Here is a 17539-nt window from a genome sequence, read left to right as displayed (position 1 = left end):
GATAAGTTTCCGTTGGATATGCCTCAATCGCGCAGAACAATTTTTGGTTCAGTAATTTTATTATACGCTGTATTGCGTTTTTCACGTTACCTAAGGAAGAACCCTAATGAAAATTAACGCAAAACCGTTTATTTATGCTATTGCCGTTTCGCTTTTTACGCAAGGTTGCGGGCAAGGTGGCAATACGAATAATAAAACAAAAGCCCCGTTAGATGGCTTTGCCACCGGTACGGCTAAATTTTCGGCAGATGAATCTTTTTCACCTATAGTTGAAGAGGAGCTTTTTGTTTTTAAGGGCATCTTTACTGAAGCTAAACCTGTTATTACATACAAACCCGAGACGGGTGTTTTAGATGATTTGCTTAACGATAAAACGCGTGTAGCAATCATAGCGCGTCAGTTGGATACAACTGAGTTAGGCCTGCTAAAAAGACGGGAACTTATACCCGATGTAAACAAATTTGCTATTGACGCTGTTGCATTAATTGTCAATCAGGCGTCAAATGATACCACCATCTCTGTAAAAGAGATAAAGCAAATGTTGAATGGGAAAGCAAAAACAGACAAAAGTATTGTGTTTGATAACCCTAACTCCAGTTTGGTAAGGTATTTGAAGCTATTGTCTGGTAATCAAGAGTTTAAACAGAAAAATATTTATGCATTAAGTTCAAATAAAGAGGTTATTAAGTACGTAAGTACACACCCCAATTCAATTGGAATAACTGGCTTTAGCTGGCTTAATGATCCGGATCAGGACTATGCGGAGGCTGTTGACAAGGTTAAAATTGTAGGTGTAAAAGACGAAAGCAGTAAGACTTCGCCTAATGAATACTTTAAACCATCGCAGACAACTCTTGTCCAAAAGACATATCCGTTAAGCAGGCCTTTGTATATCATAGACTGCACGGGCCGCAAGGGTTTAGGTGCCGGATTCGCATCCTTTTTGGCGAGCGAACGAGGCCAGCGGATCATATTAAAATCGGGCCTGTTGCCTGATTCACTTCCGACAAGGGAGATTAACTTTGTACACTAACTATATTTTTATTATACAATAAACTAAGATGAAAATGATCAGTAAAATAAGTAAGATCGTACTGGCGCTGAGTGTTGTGGGGTCGTCAGCTTTCGCACAAAGTTTAGCTGATGCTAAGAAGGCGATCGACGCAGAACAGTATCAGAAAGCTAAAACGATGCTTAAAAACTTGACCACAACTCAGGCTAATAAAGATGAGAATTTCTTTTACTACGGCTGGGTTTATGTACTACAAGAGTATCCGGATTCTGCAAAAGCAATTTTCCAGAAAGGTATTGCTGTTAATCCAAAATCGGCTCTTAACTATGCAGGTTTAGGTGCAGTTGCTGTTTTGGATAAAGATAAAGCCGGTGCTTCTACAAACTTTAACCAGGCATTAAGCTTAGCCGGTAAAGATAGCAAGCCATACCTTTATGTTGGTTTATCTTACTTGTTAAACAATGTAGACGGTAAAGTACCTGCAGAAGATGCAAACGCCGCAATTGCTGCGCTTAACAAAGGCAAAGCCGTTAATGCTAAAGATGCCGAGATTTTGATCGCTTTAGGCGATGCTTACCGTACACAGTTGAAAAACACTGATGCATTAAGCAGCTACCAGGCAGCTTTGGATATCGATCCGAAACTTGCTCACGCTAAAGTTGCAACCGGTGTTATCTGGAAATACGCTAACAACTTTGAATCATCAGAAACTGAGTACAAAGCTGCTTTGGCTATTGATCCTAACTATGGCCCTGCTTACCGCGAGTGGGCTGAAACCGACGTACGTTGGGCATTCAACGATCCGCGTATGGCATCAGCTAAGATCAAAGAAGCTACAGATCAGTACAAAAAATACCTATCGCTAACAGATTTGTCTCTTGATTCACGTTTACGTTACGCCGACTTCTTATTACTATCAGGCGATTACAAAACCCTGCAAACAGAAGCGCAGGCATTATCTAAAGATGCGGCTAACAACTTAAAAGTTTACCGTTATTTAGCTTATGCTGCTTACGAGAACAAAGATTACCCTGCAGGTTTACAGGCAATGAACACCTGGATCACTAAAGCAGATCCTAAACGTGTTATCCCTCGTGACTACTTGTACCTGGGCCGTTTGCAGATCGCTTCAAAACAAGATTCGTTAGGTATTGCTTCTCTACGTAAAGCTGCTTCAATTGATACAACACAAGCAGATGTATATTCAGATATCGGTAAAACCTTATTTGGTCAAAAGAAATATCTTGAAGCTGCAGAGGCTTACAATACTTATACTCAAAAAAGCCGTAACGCCAAGTTATTAGATCACTTCTATGAAGGTTTGAGCTACTACTACGGCTTCCAGGATCAGTATTTTTCTAAAGATAAAAGTGTTAAGGCTGATACATCATTGTTAGCAAAAGCAGATTCTGCATTTAGCTACGTTGCGCAGAAAAGCCCAACCACTCCGGATTCATACGTGTTCCGTGCACGTGTAAATGATTATCGCGAAAAAGACCGTAACAATATTGTTGGTTACGCAAAACCATATTACGAGAAGTTTATTGAGGTAGCCCTTGCAAAAGGTGCCCCTGCAGATAAAGTTAAAAAAGACCTTGCTGAAGCTTATGTTTACTTAGGTACTTATGCCGAATTTAAGGACAAAGATATGGCAAAAGCTACTGATTACTTTACCAAGGCCCGCGAAATGGATCCTACCAATAAGCAGGTTGTAACCTTCTTCTCTAAGAAAGGTGGCGCTGCTAAAGGCAAGTAAACAATAACAATTCTAAATACAAGAAGCCCCTTTTTTAGGGGCTTTTTTATTATACACACATTTGTATATTTGCAGCATGGAAGCACAAAGTTTACCGGTTAATTATTTACCCATCATTTTCCAAATGCTGGTGGCTATTGGTTTTGTGGTTACAACAATGTTTGTTACCCACAAAATAGGCCCTAAGCGCCAAACTAAGGATAAACTTACCCCGTTCGAGTCGGGTATCGAGGTGGTGGGTAACGCGCGTACCCCTGCGTCTATCAAATACTTCCTGGTTGCTATTCTTTTTGTGCTGTTTGATGTGGAAGTTATTTTCATGTACCCGTGGGCGGTTAACTTCCGTGATATGGGCAAAACCGGTATGATAGAGATGTTCATCTTTATGGCCACTCTGCTTGCCGGCTTTATCTACGTTATCAAAAAGAAAGCATTAGACTGGGATTAGTTTAGACTGATTCTAAATATATCACACCAACGCTCATTGTGTATTTCTTACAGCACTTTGTTGTAAATTTGCGCTATTAGCCATGGCTGATATTAATTTCATTACAATAAATAATGAGCGATATACAAATAGTTGATGCCCCCGCGGGAGTTGAGGGATCGGGGTTTTTCGCTACTTCACTTGATAAGGCGATAGGTTTGGCGCGTGCCAATTCACTATGGCCGCTACCATTTGCTACTTCTTGTTGCGGTATTGAGTTTATGGCTACCATGGGCTCACACTATGACCTGTCTCGCTTTGGTGCCGAGCGTTTAAGCTTTTCACCTCGCCAGGCCGATCTGCTGATGGTAATGGGTACTATCTCTAAAAAGATGGCCCCTGTACTTCGCCAGGTTTACCTGCAAATGGCCGAGCCGCGTTGGGTAATGGCTGTTGGAGCCTGCGCATCAAGCGGTGGTATATTTGATACTTACTCTGTTTTGCAGGGTATTGATGAGGTAATACCGGTAGATGTTTATGTACCTGGTTGCCCGCCACGCCCCGAAGCTATTATTGATGGCTTTATGGGTATTCAACATCTGGTTAAAACAGAAACGCTGCGCCGCCGTAACGAACCTAAATACCAGGAATTACTTGCTAAATACGGAATACAATAATGGGTAAGATAGCTAACGAAGAGCTTTTAAAAAGGCTTGATGAAAACTTCGCCGGCAAGGTAACACAAACCGGTGCCGATTTTGGGCTGCTTACCGTAGAAATAGATCCCTCAGTTATTACCGAGGTATTAACGTTCCTTAAAACTGATGCAGCGCTGAAGTTTATCTTCCTTACAGATTTAACTGCTATACATTACCCCGAGCTGGAAAAGCCAATCGGCGTAATTTACCACCTGCACAGCCTTACTACAAATACACGCATCAGGCTTAAGGTTTTCTTATCGTTAGATAACCTGCACATCCCTACCGCCTCAACTATATGGGACGGCGCTAACTGGATGGAGCGTGAAACTTATGATTTCTTCGGTGTGATATTTGACGGCCACCCAGACCTTCGCCGGATACTGAATGTTGATGACATGACCGTATTCCCGATGCGTAAGGAGTATCCGTTAGAAGACCCTAACCGCGTTGATAAAAAAGATTACTTTTTCGGAAGATAAGATATGCAGAACCATCCCGTATATATCGATACCGATCCGCAGAGTGAATACTCTACGCTAAACCTGGGCCCAACCCACCCTGCAACCCACGGTGTGTTCCAGAACGTTTTGCAGTTGGATGGCGAGCGTATTGTAAGCGGCGTATCAACCATTGGTTACATACACCGTGCATTTGAAAAAATTGCCGAGCATCGCCCATTCTACCAGATAACCCCGCTAACCGACCGTTTAAATTATTGTTCGTCGCCTATTAACAACATGGGCTGGCACATGACGGTTGAGAAGCTTTTAAATATCACTACTCCTAAGCGTGTTGATTACATGCGCATCATTATTATGGAGTTGGCGCGTATTGCCGACCATATTATCTGTAATGGTGTATTGGGTGTAGATACAGGTGCTTTCACCGGCTTCCTGTACATGATGGAGTACCGCGAAGAGATCTATGAGATCTACGAAGAGATCTGCGGCTCGCGTTTAACAACCAACATTGGCCGTATAGGCGGTTTTGAGCGTAATTTTAACCAGATCGCTTTTGATAAGATCAGGAAATTTGTAAAGAAATTCCCGCCGGTATTAAAAGAGTTTGAAGCGCTGTTTAACCGTAACCGCATATTTGTTGATCGTACCCGCGGCGTAGCAGCTGTATCTGCTGAAGATGCTTTAAGCTACAGCTGGAGCGGCCCGTTATTACGTGCAGCAGGTGTTGACTATGATGTGCGTGCAATGGAGCCATATTCATCTTATGATGAGTTTGACTTTGAAGTACCTGTAGGCGAGAACGGCGACGTTTATAATCGTTTCCTGGTACGTAACGAAGAAATGTGGCAGAGCCTTCGCTTAATTGAGCAGGCTTTGGATAAAATAGAAAAAGAACCATCAGATATATTCCACGCCGATGTGCCTGCGTTTTACCTGCCCCCAAAAGAGGAAGTGTACAACAACATGGAAGCGTTGATCTATCACTTTAAAATTGTGATGGGCGAAGTGGAAACACCAACTGCCGAGGTTTACCACAGCGTTGAAGGCGCTAATGGCGAGCTTGGTTTTTATCTGGTAAACGATGGCGGCCGTTCGCCGTACCGCTTGCACTTCCGCAGGCCAAGTTTCATCAATTACCAGATGTATGCACCAATGAGCCGCGGCATGCTGCTTTCTGATGCCATTATTAACATGAGTAGTTTAAACGTTATAGCCGGAGAGTTAGATGCTTAGTGTACAAAATACCGACGCGCCGGTAACCTTTACACCGGAACTGCTTGGCAAATTTGCCGATGTAGTTAGCCGCTACCCAGAGGGTAAGCGGAAATCGGCGCTATTGCCTATCCTGCACCTTGTACAAGCCGAATTAGGCTGGGTTAGCGCACCTGCAATGGATAAGGTTGCCGAGTATTTAAAAATTGAACCTATTGAGGTTTACGAGGTGGCAACATTTTACACCATGTATTTCTTAAAGCCGCAAGGCAAATACATGCTTGAGGTTTGCCGCACCGGCCCATGCGAAATTGTTGGCGCTACGCCGATAATGGAGCATATTGAGAAAACACTTGGTGTTAAAGAAGGTGATGTTACCCCTGATGGCTTATTTAGCTGGAGAGGCGTAGAGTGCCTTGCTGCCTGTGGTTACGGCCCGGTACTGCAAATTGGCCCCGAGTATACTTTCTACGAGAACTTAACCAACGAATCGGTTGATAAGCTGATAAGCGATTTAAAAGGAAAGGCGAACAACTAATGGGACGCAAACTTTTACTTGAACATATAAACGTACCCGGCATCAATACCTTTGATGTTTACCGCTCAAAAGGCGGCTATGCATCGGTAGAGAAAGCCCTGAAAACCCTTTCGCCAGATGATGTGGTTGAAGAGGTTAAAAAATCGGGCTTGCGTGGCCGTGGTGGTGCAGGTTTCCCAACCGGTATGAAATGGAGCTTTTTGGCTAAGCCGGAAGGCGTACCACGTTACCTGGTTTGCAACGGCGACGAATCTGAGCCTGGAACTTTCAAAGACCGTTATTTAATGACCCACATCCCTCACTTATTAATTGAGGGGATGATCGTAGCCAGCTACGCTTTAGGTGCAAAAACGTCATACATCTACCTGCGTGGTGAGATGATGCCGCAGATCCGTATCCTTGAACGTGCTATCGCAGAAGCAAAAAATGCTGGCTTCCTGGGAAAAAATATTTTAGGCACCGGTTACGATCTTGAGCTGTATGTACAGCCGGGCGGTGGTGCTTATATCTGTGGCGAAGAGACCGCCTTGTTAGAATCATTGGAAGGTAAACGCGGTAACCCGCGTATTAAACCGCCATTCCCGGCTATTGCGGGTTTGTATGGCTGCCCTACCGTGGTAAACAACGTAGAGTCTATCGCAGCAGTAGTGCCTATCATTAATGAAGGTGGCGACGAGTACGCTAAAATAGGCATCGGCCGTAGTACAGGTACCAAGCTGATCTCAGCAGGTGGTAACCTTAAGCGCCCCGGTGTTTACGAGATAGAATTAGGCGTACCTGTTGAAGACTTTATTTATGGCGATGATTATTGCCAGGGTATTGCCAATGGCAAACGCTTAAAAGCAGTAGTTGCTGGTGGTTCATCAGTACCTATCCTGCCTGCTAACCTGATCTTGAAGACCATCAACAACGAGAACCGTTTAATGAGCTACGAGTCATTATCTGATGGTGGTTTTGCTACCGGTACCATGTTAGGTTCGGGTGGTTTCATCGCTTATGATGAAGACCAGTGTATTGTTCGCAACACCTGGAACTTTGCCCGTTTCTATCACCACGAAAGCTGTGGCCAGTGTTCGCCATGCCGTGAGGGTACAGGATGGATGGAGAAAGTACTTCACCGCCTTGAGTACGGTCACGGTAAAATGAGCGACATGGACCTGCTGGTTGATGTAAGCAAGAAAATAGAAGGTAATACAATTTGTCCGCTGGGTGATGCGGCAGCTTGGCCGGTGGCCAGCGCTATCCGCCACTTCAGAGATGAGTTTGAGTGGCACGTAACTAACCCGTCAATTGCTGTCACAAACAACTACGGTTTAGCACATTATGCAGATCCGCTGCCTAAGTTAGAAACAGCGGAGGCGTAGAGTTTAAGTCAAAATTCAAAAGTAAAAATTCAAAATAGAAAAGCAACTTGAGCGAAAAGCCATACGACATCAAACAACGATGTTACCAGTTCTCAAAAGAGATTGTGCTTTTTATCTCAAATGCAAAATATGACAGAATTTACTTTTCAGTATTTGACCAGTTGCTAAGAAGCGGTACCTCGATAGGTGCCAACATAATAGAGGCTAAGGCCGGTAGTTCGACGAAGGATTTTAGGAACTTTTACAACATAGCTCTTAAATCTGGAAACGAAACGAAATACTGGATATGTTTGATAAGGGATACGATCTTATCAGACGAGAAAGAGAAGCTAAACAAGTTGCTGACCGAGGCAGATGAGATTTCAAAGATCATCGCTCGGATAATCATCAACCTTAAGTAATAAAGGAATTATAAAAAGGATAAGAGTTTTTGACTTTTGACTTTTTAATTTTGAATTATCCATGAAGGTTACAATTGATAACATATCAATAGAGGTAGAAGCCGGGACAACCATCCTTAACGCCGCAAGGATGATAGGTGGTGAGATTGTTCCGCCTGCTATGTGCTATTACTCAAAACTGCAGGGTAGTGGCGGTAAATGCCGTACCTGTTTGGTAAAAGTAAGTCAGGGTTCTGAAAAAGACCCACGCCCTATGCCTAAGCTGGTTGCCAGTTGCCGTACTACCGTTATGGATGGTATGGTGGTGCAAAACATTACTTCGCCAGAGGTAATTGAGGCACGTAAAGGCGTTGTGGAGATGCTTTTGATCAACCACCCGCTTGATTGCCCTGTTTGCGACCAGGCCGGCGAGTGCCACCTGCAGGACTTAGGTTACGAGCACGGTGCTGCTAAAACCCGTTACGAGTTTGACCGCCGCACGTTCGATAAAATTGACATCGGTGATAAGATACAACTGCACATGACGCGTTGTATCCTTTGCTACCGTTGTGTTTTCACTGCCGATCAGATAACCGATCACCGTATACACGGTATCTTAAACCGTGGTGATCATTCAGAGATCTCAACCTACATACAAAAAGCCGTTGATAACGACTTTAGCGGTAACGTAATTGACGTTTGCCCTGTAGGTGCTTTAACCGATAAAACTTTCCGTTTTAAAAACCGTGTTTGGTTCACCAAACCTGTTGAAGCACACCGCGAGTGCCAAACTGAAGGTTGCTGCGGTAAAGTAACTCTTTGGTACAAAGGCGAGGATGTTATCCGTGTAACCGGCCGCAAAGATGAGTATGGCGAAGTAGAAGAATTTATCTGCAACACCTGCCGCTTTGATAAAAAGAAAACTGCTGACTGGGTTATTGAAGGCCCGCGCAAGGTTTCAAACAAATCGGTTATCAACTCAAACCACTACGATACGCTTAAACCGCTGCCGGTTGTAAAAACTAACCCGGTACTGCAGGAAGCCAATAAAGAACAATTTGAAAGGGAGACACGCCTGTAATGGAAACTATAGACCTGCTTATTAAGATCGCACTGATCGTTATTATATTTGCGATAAGCCTGGTAGTAGCCATGTACTCTACCTATGCTGAGCGTAAGATCGCAGCCTTTTTCCAGGATAGGGTTGGCCCTAACCGCGCAGGCCCATGGGGTATTCTACAACCTTTGGCCGATGGTGGCAAAATGTTCCTGAAAGAAGAGATCATCCCCACCAACGCAACAGGTTTCCTGTTCATTGTAGGCCCTTCATTAGCTATTTTAACGGCCTGTATCGGTTCGGCAGTTATTCCATGGGGACAAAACCTGGAGATAGGCGGCCGTGTTATCCCGTTGCAGGTTACTGATATCAACGTAGGTATCCTTTACATCTTTGGTGTAGTATCATTAGGTGTGTACGGTATCATGATAGGTGGCTGGGCATCAAACAACAAATACTCTTTGTTAGGTGCCATCCGCGCAGCATCACAAAATATCAGCTACGAAATTTCAATGGGCCTTTCTATCATCGCTTTGCTGATGGTAACAGGTACCCTAAGCCTTGGTGAAATTGCTAAACAACAACACGGTTTCTGGGCTGATGGCTATTTTAGCTGGAACGTATTTAAACAGCCTTTAGGCTTCCTGCTATTCATTGTTTGTGCCTTTGCGGAGACCAACCGTTCACCTTTCGACTTACCTGAGTGTGAGACCGAGCTGGTAGGTGGTTACCACACCGAGTACTCATCAATGAAACTGGGTTTTTACCTGTTTGCAGAATACATTAACATGTTCATTTCATCGGCAGTTATGGCTACGCTTTACTTTGGCGGCTACAATTTCCCTTTTATGGATATGATACACTCGCCAAACCTGGTTGCCATTTTAGGCGTGGTGGCGTTGTTTGCTAAAATATTCCTGTTCATCTTCTTCTTTATGTGGGTACGCTGGACCATCCCGCGTTTCCGTTACGACCAGTTGATGGACCTTGGCTGGAAAACATTGATCCCATTGGCAATTGCCAACATCGTGTTGACCGGTATATTTATGACTTTTTTCAAATAGAGAAGGATTTTAATTAATGGAATCATTAAGTAATAAAAAGAAGCAATTAGAAGTAAAGCCGCTCAATTTTTGGGAGCGTGCTTACCTACCTACTATAGCTAAGGGGCTTTCTATCACCATGAGCCACTTTTTTAAAAAGCCGGTGACCATTAAGTATCCCGAAGAAAAACGTGAGTTCTCTGAAAACTTCCGTGGCATGCACTCGCTTAAACGCGATGAGGATGGCCGCGAACGTTGTACAGCTTGTGGCCTTTGCGCACTATCGTGCCCTGCAGAGGCTATTACCATGCAGGCTGCAGAGCGCCAGAAAGGTGAAGAGAACCTATACCGCGAAGAGAAATACGCTGCGGTGTACGAGATAAACATGCTGCGTTGCATTTTTTGCGGATTATGCGAAGAAGCATGCCCTAAAGAGGCGATCTACCTGGACGGCGATATCATCCCTTCAGATTACCTGCGTAAGGATTTTATATACGGTAAAGATAAATTAGTAGAGGCACCTTTAAATCAATAACCAAAGTTTATACCTTTGGCCAGCTTTAAAACGGGGCTAAGGGTATTTGTAAATATCAACCATGAGTACATTTTACTTCATTGCGTTTTTATCCATATTTTTTTCAATACTGGTTATTTCTGCAAAAAACCCGGTACACAGTATCCTGTACCTGGTGCTCACCTTTTTTACGTTTACCATTCATTACATTTTGCTTAACGCGCAGTTTTTGGCGGTTGTAAACTTCATTGTTTACATGGGTGCCATACTGGTACTGTTCCTGTACACGCTGATGCTCATCAACCTCAACAAAGAGGCCGAGCCGGTTAAACCGTTCATGGTGAAAATATCTGCTGTATTTGGCGGCGGTATTTTAGCTGTTGCGCTGGTATCGTCATTGAAATCGTTAGGCGTATCAGACCCTGTAGTGTTAAAAGACCCTAACCTTGGTTTGGTTAAAAACCTTGGTAAAGTATTATTCAACGAATTTTTATTGCCTTTTGAGATATCATCAGTACTGTTACTATCAGCAATGGTAGGTGCGGTATTACTGGCAACAAAAGAGAAAGAACCTAAAGCAACCATCTGATGGAAAGTTTAACCAGTACCATTCAAGCGGTTCCGCTTAACCACTACATATTTTTAAGCGCTATCATTTTTTCGATAGGTGTTATGGGCGTATTGCTACGTCGTAACGCTATCATCATATTCATGTCGGTTGAGCTGATGCTTAACTCGGTTAACCTGTTGCTTACCGCATTTTCTGTTTACCGCGGTGATGCAGCCGGGCAGGTCTTTGTATTTTTTATTATGGCACTTGCCGCTGCCGAAGTTGCAGTAGGCCTTGCCATTATAGTAATGATATACCGTAACACCAATTCTATCGACATTAACGTGTTGAACAGGTTGAAGTGGTAAAACTCGCCCCCCAGCCCCCTGAAGGGGGAGTTTAGTGTGGCGTGAATAAATAAAAAGAAAAACTTCTATTCCCCCTTCAGGGGGTTAGGGGGCAATTACATTATATGAACAATTTGATCTGGCTTATTCCTGTACTACCCTTAGCCGGTTTTATTATCAACGGCCTTGGGCGCAATGCCTTGTCTAAAGGTGTTATTGGCACCATTGGCAGTTTACTGGTATTGGCATCATTTGGTTTAAGCGTTGCTACATTTTTCCAGGTTAAATCAACCGGTGCACCTGTAAACGTTCATTTGTTTGATTGGATCAGCGTAGGCACATTCCACATCCAAATGGCGTTTTTGATAGATCAGCTTAGCTCAATTATGCTGTTGATCATCACCGGTGTTGGTTTCTTAATTCACCTGTACTCGGTAGGTTATATGCATGATGATGCCGGTTTTGGTAAGTTTTTCGCTTACTTGAACCTTTTCGTGTTCTTCATGCTGCTGCTGGTTATGGGCAGCAACTATGTGGTAATGTTTATTGGCTGGGAAGGTGTAGGTTTATGTTCATACCTGCTTATCGGTTTCTGGTATACCAACCCAAGCTATGCCGATGCCGCTAAGAAAGCTTTTATCATGAACCGTATAGGCGACCTTGGTTTCCTGTTAGGTATATTCCTGCTGATGGATCAGTTTGGCAGCGTTGCTTATGCTGATATTTTCCCTAAAGCAGTTGGCGCAGTTTCGCACGGTGCCCCAATCGTACTGATCACTTTATTACTGTTTGTAGGTGCGGTTGGTAAATCGGCACAATTGCCATTGTTTACCTGGTTGCCTGATGCGATGGCCGGCCCAACCCCGGTATCAGCCTTGATACACGCTGCAACCATGGTTACAGCAGGTATCTACATGATAGCACGCTCAAACATCCTGTTCACGCTGGCACCAACCACAATGGAAATTATTGCCATTATTGGTTTGGCTACCGCAGCGTTTGCAGCTTTAATAGCATTAACACAAACCGACATCAAGAAAGTGTTGGCTTACTCAACCGTATCGCAGTTGGGTTATATGTTCTTGGGTTTGGGCGTTGGCGCTTACACAGGTGCTTTCTTCCACGTGTTAACACACGCTTTCTTTAAAGCATTGTTGTTCCTGGGTGCAGGTTCTGTTATCCACGCCATGAGCGGTGAACAGGATATGCGCAAAATGGGCGGCCTGAAAGGTAAGATCAAAACTACCTTCATCACCATGCTGGTTGGTACTATTGCCATCGCAGGTATCCCACCGTTCTCGGGCTTCTTCTCTAAAGACGAAATTTTAGCTGCAGCATTTGCACACAGCACAGTATTTTATGTAATAGGTGTTATCACCGCAGGTTTAACCTCATTCTACATGTTCAGGATGATGTACCTTACCTTCTGGGGTAAGTTCCGCGGCACGCATGAGCAAGAGCACCACCTGCACGAGTCGCCTGCTAACATGACCATTCCATTGATCATATTGGCAGTGCTTTCGGCTATCGCCGGAGCTATCGGTGTACCGGCAGTACTGGGCGGCCACCATGAGTTGGGCGCATACCTTGCCCCTGTGTTTGAACAATCGCACAAGTTATTAGGCGAGCATGAAGTTAGCCACAGCACAGAGTGGATATTGATGGGTACATCAGTACTGATCGCTTTGGCAGCCATGGGTTATGCTTACAGCAAGTATGTATCGGGCGCAAGCGTTCCGGTATCTGACGAAGAAGAGCGCCCTGCACTGGCAAACCTGTCATACAATAAATTCTACATTGATGAATTGTACGATAAAATTATCCGCAAACCATTGGATAGCCTTTCAAACTTCTTGTACCGCGTGGTAGAGAAGATGGGTATTGATGGTTTTGTGAACGGTCTTGGCCAGGGAACTATGGATACAAGTAAAGGCCTGCGTTTACTGCAAACCGGTAACGTTGGTTTCTACATATTTATGATGGTGCTTGGCATCATTGGTATTTTGATTTACAGTTTAGTTAAAATTTAAGCGCTTAGCGTTTACGATATAAAATGACGGTTAGCATTTTACTTTTTTTACCGGTAGTAGCAGCAGTTTTAACTCTGTTTTTTAAGAACGAAGTGGCAAAGCATGCCGCATTGTTTTTTGCCCTTGTTGAACTTGGTTTGGCCATATCATTTGTGACCGGCTTTGTTCCAAACGCATCCATCCAGTATTTGGTTGATGTACCATGGATACCGCAATTTGGCATTTACTTTAGTGCAGGTATTGATGGTATAAGCATGGTAATGGTACTGTTAACAACAGTGCTGGTACCGCTGATCATACTGAGTACTTACGAGCATCAATACAAAAACGGCAAAGCTATTTACGCGCTGATATTGTTTATGCAGGCAGGTTTATTGACTGTATTTACCGCGCTTGATGGTTTCCTTTTCTATGTTGGTTGGGAAGCAGCGTTGATCCCTATCTATTTTATATGTGCATTATGGGGCGGCGAAAACCGCATCCGTGTAAATATCAAGTTCTTCATTTACACTTTTGCAGGTTCACTGTTTATGCTGGTAGCTATCATCTACCTGTACCTGCAAACGCCAAACAAGCTTTATGATATACACTCGTTTTACGAGCTAAGCTTGAGCATGAAACAGCAAACCTGGATCTTCTGGGGATTTTTCATTGCATTTGCTATTAAAATGCCTGTATTCCCTTTCCATACCTGGCAGCCCGATACCTATACCGAAGCACCTACTGCAGGTACTATGATGTTATCAGGTATCATGCTTAAAATGGGTATCTACGGTGTTATCCGCTGGTTGATTCCGAATGCGCCTATCGCATTTGCATACTGGGGATATTATGCTTTGATACTTTCAGTTATCGGTATTGTTTATGGTTCGGTTATCGCATTCAAACAAAAGGATGGTAAGCGTTTGGTTGCTTACTCATCAATAGCACACGTAGGCTTAATAGCTGCCGGTATTTTTGCCTGGAGCGTACAGGGTTTACAAGGTGCCATGATACAAATGGTGAGCCACGGTATCAATGTGGTGGGTATGTTCTTTATCTGGGATATCATCAGCCGCCGTTTAGGTACACGTGATATCAGCCTGATGGGTGGCATCGCCAAAGTAGCACCAAAGTTCTCTATAGCGTTTTTGATCATTGTTTTAGGCACGGTTGCCCTGCCGTTAACTAACGGTTTTGTGGGCGAGTTCCTGTTACTGAAAGGTGTATATAACTATACCATTGTATTTGCTGCAGTAGCTGGCTTAACCATCATTTTTGGTGCGGTTTACATGTTGCGCATGTACAAAAACGTAATGCAAGGCGAGCTAAATGAGCTTACGGCTACCTTTACAGATATCAAAGGATCAGAGAAACTGGTACTTGGTATCATTTGCGCTTTAATTATCATCATCGGTGTTTATCCGCAGCCATTGCTGCATTTATCAGAAGCATCGATCACTAATTTGTTCCAAACAGTTTCGGCTAAGTTCGCTGCGGCGAAATTTTAATATAGATACATGACCTCGATAATTATCATAGCTATTTTACCTATTGTACTTTTGTACCTGGGTTTGTATAAAGCACAAAAGGCTTTATTGCCTGTTGCCGTACTTGGCCTTTTAGCAGCACTGGTAACATCAGTAATGCAATGGACAACGCTTGATGAAGCGCATTCTGAGTTTAACGGAATGTTATTGTACAATAACTTTTCAGTAGCTTTCTCTGCTATCAGCATTATATCTACTATACTTATCCTGTTGTTATCTAAAGGATACTTTGAAAAAATAAGCAATCACATTGCAGAGTATTACGCTATTATCCTGTTCTCGTTAACGGGTATATTGGTAATGGTATCGTACCATAACCTTACCATGATGTTTATCGGTATCGAGATCATGTCGGTAAGTTTATACATCCTGGCAGGTATCCGCAAAAATGATTTTGCCTCAAACGAAGCTGCTTTAAAATACTTCCTGATGGGTGCTTTTTCAACCGGCTTCCTGTTATTTGGTATTGCATTGATATACGGTGCTACCGGTTCTTTTGATATCGATATCATCCGCGACTGGGTATTAAGCGCAGGCCGTAAGGCCGACCCGATGTTCTACACCGGCGTTATGCTGATCATTGTAGGCCTTTGCTTTAAAGTAGGTGCAGCACCATTCCATTTCTGGACACCGGATGTGTACGAAGGTGCCCCTTCTCTGATTACCCTGTTCATGTCAACAGTGGTTAAGGTAGCCGGTTTTGCAGCATTCCTGCGTTTATTCTCAGCATGCTTCCTGCCAATTGCACAGTTCTGGACACCGGTATTGCTGGTGATTACCATCCTCACCCTGTTTATCGGTAACATCACGGCGTTATACCAGCAAAGCTTTAAGCGTATGATGGCTTTCTCGAGCATCTCACACGCAGGTTATTTATTGTTTGCCATTGTGGCTATCGGCGCAAGCTCTGCCACCTCAATATTTATGTATTCTACAGCTTACTCAATTGCATCTATCATTGCATTTGGTGGGTTGATACTGGTAAGGCAGCAAACCGGTACTGATAACTTTGAGGGCTTTAATGGCCTGGCGGGCAAAAACCCGTTTCTGGCGTTGGTGCTTACAGTTGCTATGCTATCATTAGCAGGTATCCCGCTTACCGCAGGTTTTATTGGTAAATTCTACATGTTCTCGGGCGCGTTATCGCAGTACCGTATATGGTTGGTTATAGTAGCAGTGGTAAATGCCATCATCAGCATTTTCTACTATTTCCGCGTTATTATTGCCATGTACTTCCGCAGTGCCGATCGCGAGCAGGTTGAAGTTCCGGCTTATTACAAGTTTGTGTTGGGTTTCTCGGCACTGGCAACCATCATAGTGGGCGTTTACCCTACATTAATATCCGGCCTTATTAAATAAAGGCACTAACTGCAAATTGATTTAATATTTGTAGTTTTACGGATATCGTTAATGGAAAATTTTTGGGAATACCTGCAAAATCTTACAGATGCAAAGTCTATTTTAAGTAATGGTGGCTTTGCATTGCTGTTAATTGTGGTTTACGCAGAAACAGGCCTGTTCTTCGGGTTCTTTTTACCAGGCGATTATCTGTTGTTTTTGGCCGGCATATTAACTGCAGCAGGTATTATCCATGTACCTATTTACATGTTGGTTCCATCTCTGATAGCGGCGGCTGTATTGGGTAATTTTACTGGGTACTGGTTTGGTTACCGAACGGGGCCGGTATTGTTTAGCCGGAAGGACTCGTGGTTTTTTAAGAAACGATACATAACCGTTGCCGAAGAGTTTTATGCCAAATATGGCGGTACAGCACTTATTTTAGGCAGATTTTTCCCGATAGTTAGGACATTTGCTCCTATATTTGCGGGTATTGTAAAGGTTGACTTTAAGAAGTTTAGTCTTTACAACGTTGTTGGCGGCATTGCCTGGGTAACAACATTAACCTTAGCCGGTTATTTTTTGGGCAGGCGCTTTCCGCAGCTAAAAGATTATTTACAGTACGTAGTACTCGGATTAATAATAATTACAACAATTCCGCTGATTGTTGCTTATGTGAGAAGGCGAATGAACAACGATCAAAAGGAAAAGTAAAAATTAATATATTTAGATAAATGAGCACACAGCATCCCTGGCACCAGGTTTCACCGGGCGATAACACTCCCGAGATAGTAAATGCTATAATCGAGATCCCTAAAGGATCAAAAGGAAAATACGAAATTGATAAAGATTCAGGCTTGTTAAAGCTTGATCGTGTTTTGTTCTCTTCTGTAATGTATCCTGCTAACTACGGCTTTATCCCGCAAACGTATTGTGATGATAAAGACCCTTTGGATATCCTGGTACTTTGTTCTACCGATGTTTACCCGATGTCTATCATCGAGGCAAAAGTTGTAGGTGTAATGCACATGGTTGATAACGGCGAGCAGGATGATAAGATCATTGCCGTTGCTAAGAACGACATGTCTGTTAACTACATCAACGACCTTAACGAGTTGCCGCCGCACTTTATGAAAGAGATAGTGCGTTTCTTTAGCGATTACAAGGTACTTGAAGGTAAAAACGTTACCATTGAGCACCTGCTGGGCGTACGTTACGCACACAAAGTGATCGAAGAAAGCCTTGAGCTTTACAAAACAACCTTTCCCAATCACCAATAA

At 43.4% G+C, this 17539-nt stretch carries 19 protein-coding genes; all 19 read left to right on the top strand.

Features of this window, described 5'->3' with window-relative positions:
- The first annotated feature begins 106 nt into the window (after nt 1–106).
- The 19 genes from D0C36_RS12485 to D0C36_RS12395 all read left to right on the top strand — a co-directional run bounded on the left by D0C36_RS12485 (nt 107) and on the right by D0C36_RS12395 (nt 17539).
- A complete protein-coding gene (locus D0C36_RS12485; protein ID WP_117391963.1) occupies nt 107–1033 on the top strand; it encodes a PstS family phosphate ABC transporter substrate-binding protein in 927 nt (308 codons plus the stop codon).
- Between the two features lie 34 nt (nt 1034–1067).
- Entirely contained in the window at nt 1068–2768 is a 1701-nt protein-coding gene (locus D0C36_RS12480) for a tetratricopeptide repeat protein (RefSeq protein WP_233524477.1), read from the top strand.
- Nucleotides 2769–2844: 76 nt separating this feature from the next.
- Nucleotides 2845–3216: an NADH-quinone oxidoreductase subunit A gene (locus D0C36_RS12475; protein ID WP_117391961.1), complete on the top strand. Its 372-nt coding sequence runs from the start codon at nt 2845–2847 to the stop codon at nt 3214–3216.
- A 113-nt stretch (nt 3217–3329) separates the two neighbouring features.
- On the top strand, nt 3330–3872 hold the full coding sequence (locus tag D0C36_RS12470) for an NADH-quinone oxidoreductase subunit B (protein WP_117391960.1): 543 nt from the start codon (nt 3330–3332) through the stop codon (nt 3870–3872).
- The gene (locus D0C36_RS12465; RefSeq protein WP_117391959.1) at nt 3872–4375 is read left to right on the top strand and encodes an NADH-quinone oxidoreductase subunit C; all 504 of its coding nucleotides are present in this window, start codon (nt 3872–3874) and stop codon (nt 4373–4375) included. Before D0C36_RS12470 ends, D0C36_RS12465 begins: the two co-directional genes overlap by 1 nt.
- Before the next feature lie 3 nt (nt 4376–4378).
- On the top strand, nt 4379–5590 hold the full coding sequence (locus D0C36_RS12460) for an NADH-quinone oxidoreductase subunit D (protein WP_117391958.1): 1212 nt from the start codon (nt 4379–4381) through the stop codon (nt 5588–5590).
- On the top strand, nt 5583–6107 hold the full coding sequence (locus D0C36_RS12455; RefSeq protein WP_117391957.1) for an NADH-quinone oxidoreductase subunit NuoE family protein: 525 nt from the start codon (nt 5583–5585) through the stop codon (nt 6105–6107). Before D0C36_RS12460 ends, D0C36_RS12455 begins: the two co-directional genes overlap by 8 nt.
- Nucleotides 6107–7471 (top strand): NADH-quinone oxidoreductase subunit NuoF, encoded by a 1365-nt coding sequence (gene nuoF, locus D0C36_RS12450; RefSeq protein WP_117391956.1) that lies wholly within the window; start codon nt 6107–6109, stop codon nt 7469–7471. The genes D0C36_RS12455 and nuoF overlap by 1 nt, the downstream gene beginning before the upstream one ends.
- Before the next feature lie 47 nt (nt 7472–7518).
- Nucleotides 7519–7872 carry a four helix bundle protein gene (locus tag D0C36_RS12445; RefSeq protein WP_117391955.1) on the top strand — a complete coding sequence of 118 codons (354 nt, stop codon included), beginning with the start codon at nt 7519–7521 and terminating at the stop codon, nt 7870–7872.
- A 61-nt stretch (nt 7873–7933) separates the two neighbouring features.
- Nucleotides 7934–8932 (top strand): 2Fe-2S iron-sulfur cluster-binding protein, encoded by a 999-nt coding sequence (locus D0C36_RS12440; RefSeq protein ID WP_117391954.1) that lies wholly within the window; start codon nt 7934–7936, stop codon nt 8930–8932.
- Entirely contained in the window at nt 8932–9972 is a 1041-nt protein-coding gene (nuoH, locus tag D0C36_RS12435; RefSeq protein ID WP_117391953.1) for an NADH-quinone oxidoreductase subunit NuoH, read from the top strand. Before D0C36_RS12440 ends, nuoH begins: the two co-directional genes overlap by 1 nt.
- A 16-nt stretch (nt 9973–9988) precedes the next feature.
- Complete coding sequence (locus D0C36_RS12430) at nt 9989–10486, top strand: NuoI/complex I 23 kDa subunit family protein (RefSeq protein WP_117391952.1); 498 nt, start codon at nt 9989–9991, stop codon at nt 10484–10486.
- A 61-nt stretch (nt 10487–10547) separates the two neighbouring features.
- Complete coding sequence (locus tag D0C36_RS12425) at nt 10548–11054, top strand: NADH-quinone oxidoreductase subunit J family protein (RefSeq protein WP_117391951.1); 507 nt, start codon at nt 10548–10550, stop codon at nt 11052–11054.
- A complete protein-coding gene (gene nuoK, locus D0C36_RS12420) occupies nt 11054–11383 on the top strand; it encodes an NADH-quinone oxidoreductase subunit NuoK (RefSeq protein WP_117391950.1) in 330 nt (109 codons plus the stop codon). The genes D0C36_RS12425 and nuoK overlap by 1 nt, the downstream gene beginning before the upstream one ends.
- A 104-nt stretch (nt 11384–11487) precedes the next feature.
- Nucleotides 11488–13392 carry an NADH-quinone oxidoreductase subunit L gene (nuoL, locus tag D0C36_RS12415; RefSeq protein ID WP_117391949.1) on the top strand — a complete coding sequence of 635 codons (1905 nt, stop codon included), beginning with the start codon at nt 11488–11490 and terminating at the stop codon, nt 13390–13392.
- 23 nt (nt 13393–13415) lie between these two features.
- Nucleotides 13416–14882 (top strand): complex I subunit 4 family protein, encoded by a 1467-nt coding sequence (locus tag D0C36_RS12410; RefSeq protein ID WP_117391948.1) that lies wholly within the window; start codon nt 13416–13418, stop codon nt 14880–14882.
- Between the two features lie 9 nt (nt 14883–14891).
- On the top strand, nt 14892–16280 hold the full coding sequence (locus D0C36_RS12405; protein WP_117391947.1) for an NADH-quinone oxidoreductase subunit N: 1389 nt from the start codon (nt 14892–14894) through the stop codon (nt 16278–16280).
- Between the two features lie 51 nt (nt 16281–16331).
- Nucleotides 16332–16973: a DedA family protein gene (locus tag D0C36_RS12400; RefSeq protein WP_117391946.1), complete on the top strand. Its 642-nt coding sequence runs from the start codon at nt 16332–16334 to the stop codon at nt 16971–16973.
- A 20-nt stretch (nt 16974–16993) separates the two neighbouring features.
- The gene (locus D0C36_RS12395) at nt 16994–17539 is read left to right on the top strand and encodes an inorganic diphosphatase (RefSeq protein WP_117391945.1); all 546 of its coding nucleotides are present in this window, start codon (nt 16994–16996) and stop codon (nt 17537–17539) included.

The sequence above is a fragment of the Mucilaginibacter conchicola genome (assembly GCF_003432115.1).
Classification (GTDB): domain Bacteria; phylum Bacteroidota; class Bacteroidia; order Sphingobacteriales; family Sphingobacteriaceae; genus Mucilaginibacter; species Mucilaginibacter conchicola.
Note: the sequence above shows the minus strand (reverse complement) of the source record. Positions and strands in the feature narration are given on the sequence as shown.

What these genes read in the sequence shown, in the direction of transcription:
- D0C36_RS12485 (WP_117391963.1), top strand. Translation starts at nt 107, where the DNA reads ATGAAAATTAACGCAAAACCGTTTATTTATGCTATTGCCGTTTCGCTT.
- D0C36_RS12460 (WP_117391958.1), top strand. Translation starts at nt 4,379, where the DNA reads ATGCAGAACCATCCCGTATATATCGATACCGATCCGCAGAGTGAATAC.
- D0C36_RS12475 (WP_117391961.1), top strand. Translation starts at nt 2,845, where the DNA reads ATGGAAGCACAAAGTTTACCGGTTAATTATTTACCCATCATTTTCCAA.
- D0C36_RS12455 (WP_117391957.1), top strand. Translation starts at nt 5,583, where the DNA reads ATGCTTAGTGTACAAAATACCGACGCGCCGGTAACCTTTACACCGGAA.
- nuoH (WP_117391953.1), top strand. Translation starts at nt 8,932, where the DNA reads ATGGAAACTATAGACCTGCTTATTAAGATCGCACTGATCGTTATTATA.
- nuoL (WP_117391949.1), top strand. Translation starts at nt 11,488, where the DNA reads ATGAACAATTTGATCTGGCTTATTCCTGTACTACCCTTAGCCGGTTTT.
- nuoK (WP_117391950.1), top strand. Translation starts at nt 11,054, where the DNA reads ATGGAAAGTTTAACCAGTACCATTCAAGCGGTTCCGCTTAACCACTAC.
- D0C36_RS12440 (WP_117391954.1), top strand. Translation starts at nt 7,934, where the DNA reads ATGAAGGTTACAATTGATAACATATCAATAGAGGTAGAAGCCGGGACA.
- D0C36_RS12480 (WP_233524477.1), top strand. Translation starts at nt 1,068, where the DNA reads ATGATCAGTAAAATAAGTAAGATCGTACTGGCGCTGAGTGTTGTGGGG.
- D0C36_RS12400 (WP_117391946.1), top strand. Translation starts at nt 16,332, where the DNA reads ATGGAAAATTTTTGGGAATACCTGCAAAATCTTACAGATGCAAAGTCT.
- D0C36_RS12465 (WP_117391959.1), top strand. Translation starts at nt 3,872, where the DNA reads ATGGGTAAGATAGCTAACGAAGAGCTTTTAAAAAGGCTTGATGAAAAC.
- D0C36_RS12470 (WP_117391960.1), top strand. Translation starts at nt 3,330, where the DNA reads ATGAGCGATATACAAATAGTTGATGCCCCCGCGGGAGTTGAGGGATCG.
- D0C36_RS12410 (WP_117391948.1), top strand. Translation starts at nt 13,416, where the DNA reads ATGACGGTTAGCATTTTACTTTTTTTACCGGTAGTAGCAGCAGTTTTA.
- D0C36_RS12430 (WP_117391952.1), top strand. Translation starts at nt 9,989, where the DNA reads ATGGAATCATTAAGTAATAAAAAGAAGCAATTAGAAGTAAAGCCGCTC.
- D0C36_RS12395 (WP_117391945.1), top strand. Translation starts at nt 16,994, where the DNA reads ATGAGCACACAGCATCCCTGGCACCAGGTTTCACCGGGCGATAACACT.
- D0C36_RS12425 (WP_117391951.1), top strand. Translation starts at nt 10,548, where the DNA reads ATGAGTACATTTTACTTCATTGCGTTTTTATCCATATTTTTTTCAATA.
- nuoF (WP_117391956.1), top strand. Translation starts at nt 6,107, where the DNA reads ATGGGACGCAAACTTTTACTTGAACATATAAACGTACCCGGCATCAAT.
- D0C36_RS12405 (WP_117391947.1), top strand. Translation starts at nt 14,892, where the DNA reads ATGACCTCGATAATTATCATAGCTATTTTACCTATTGTACTTTTGTAC.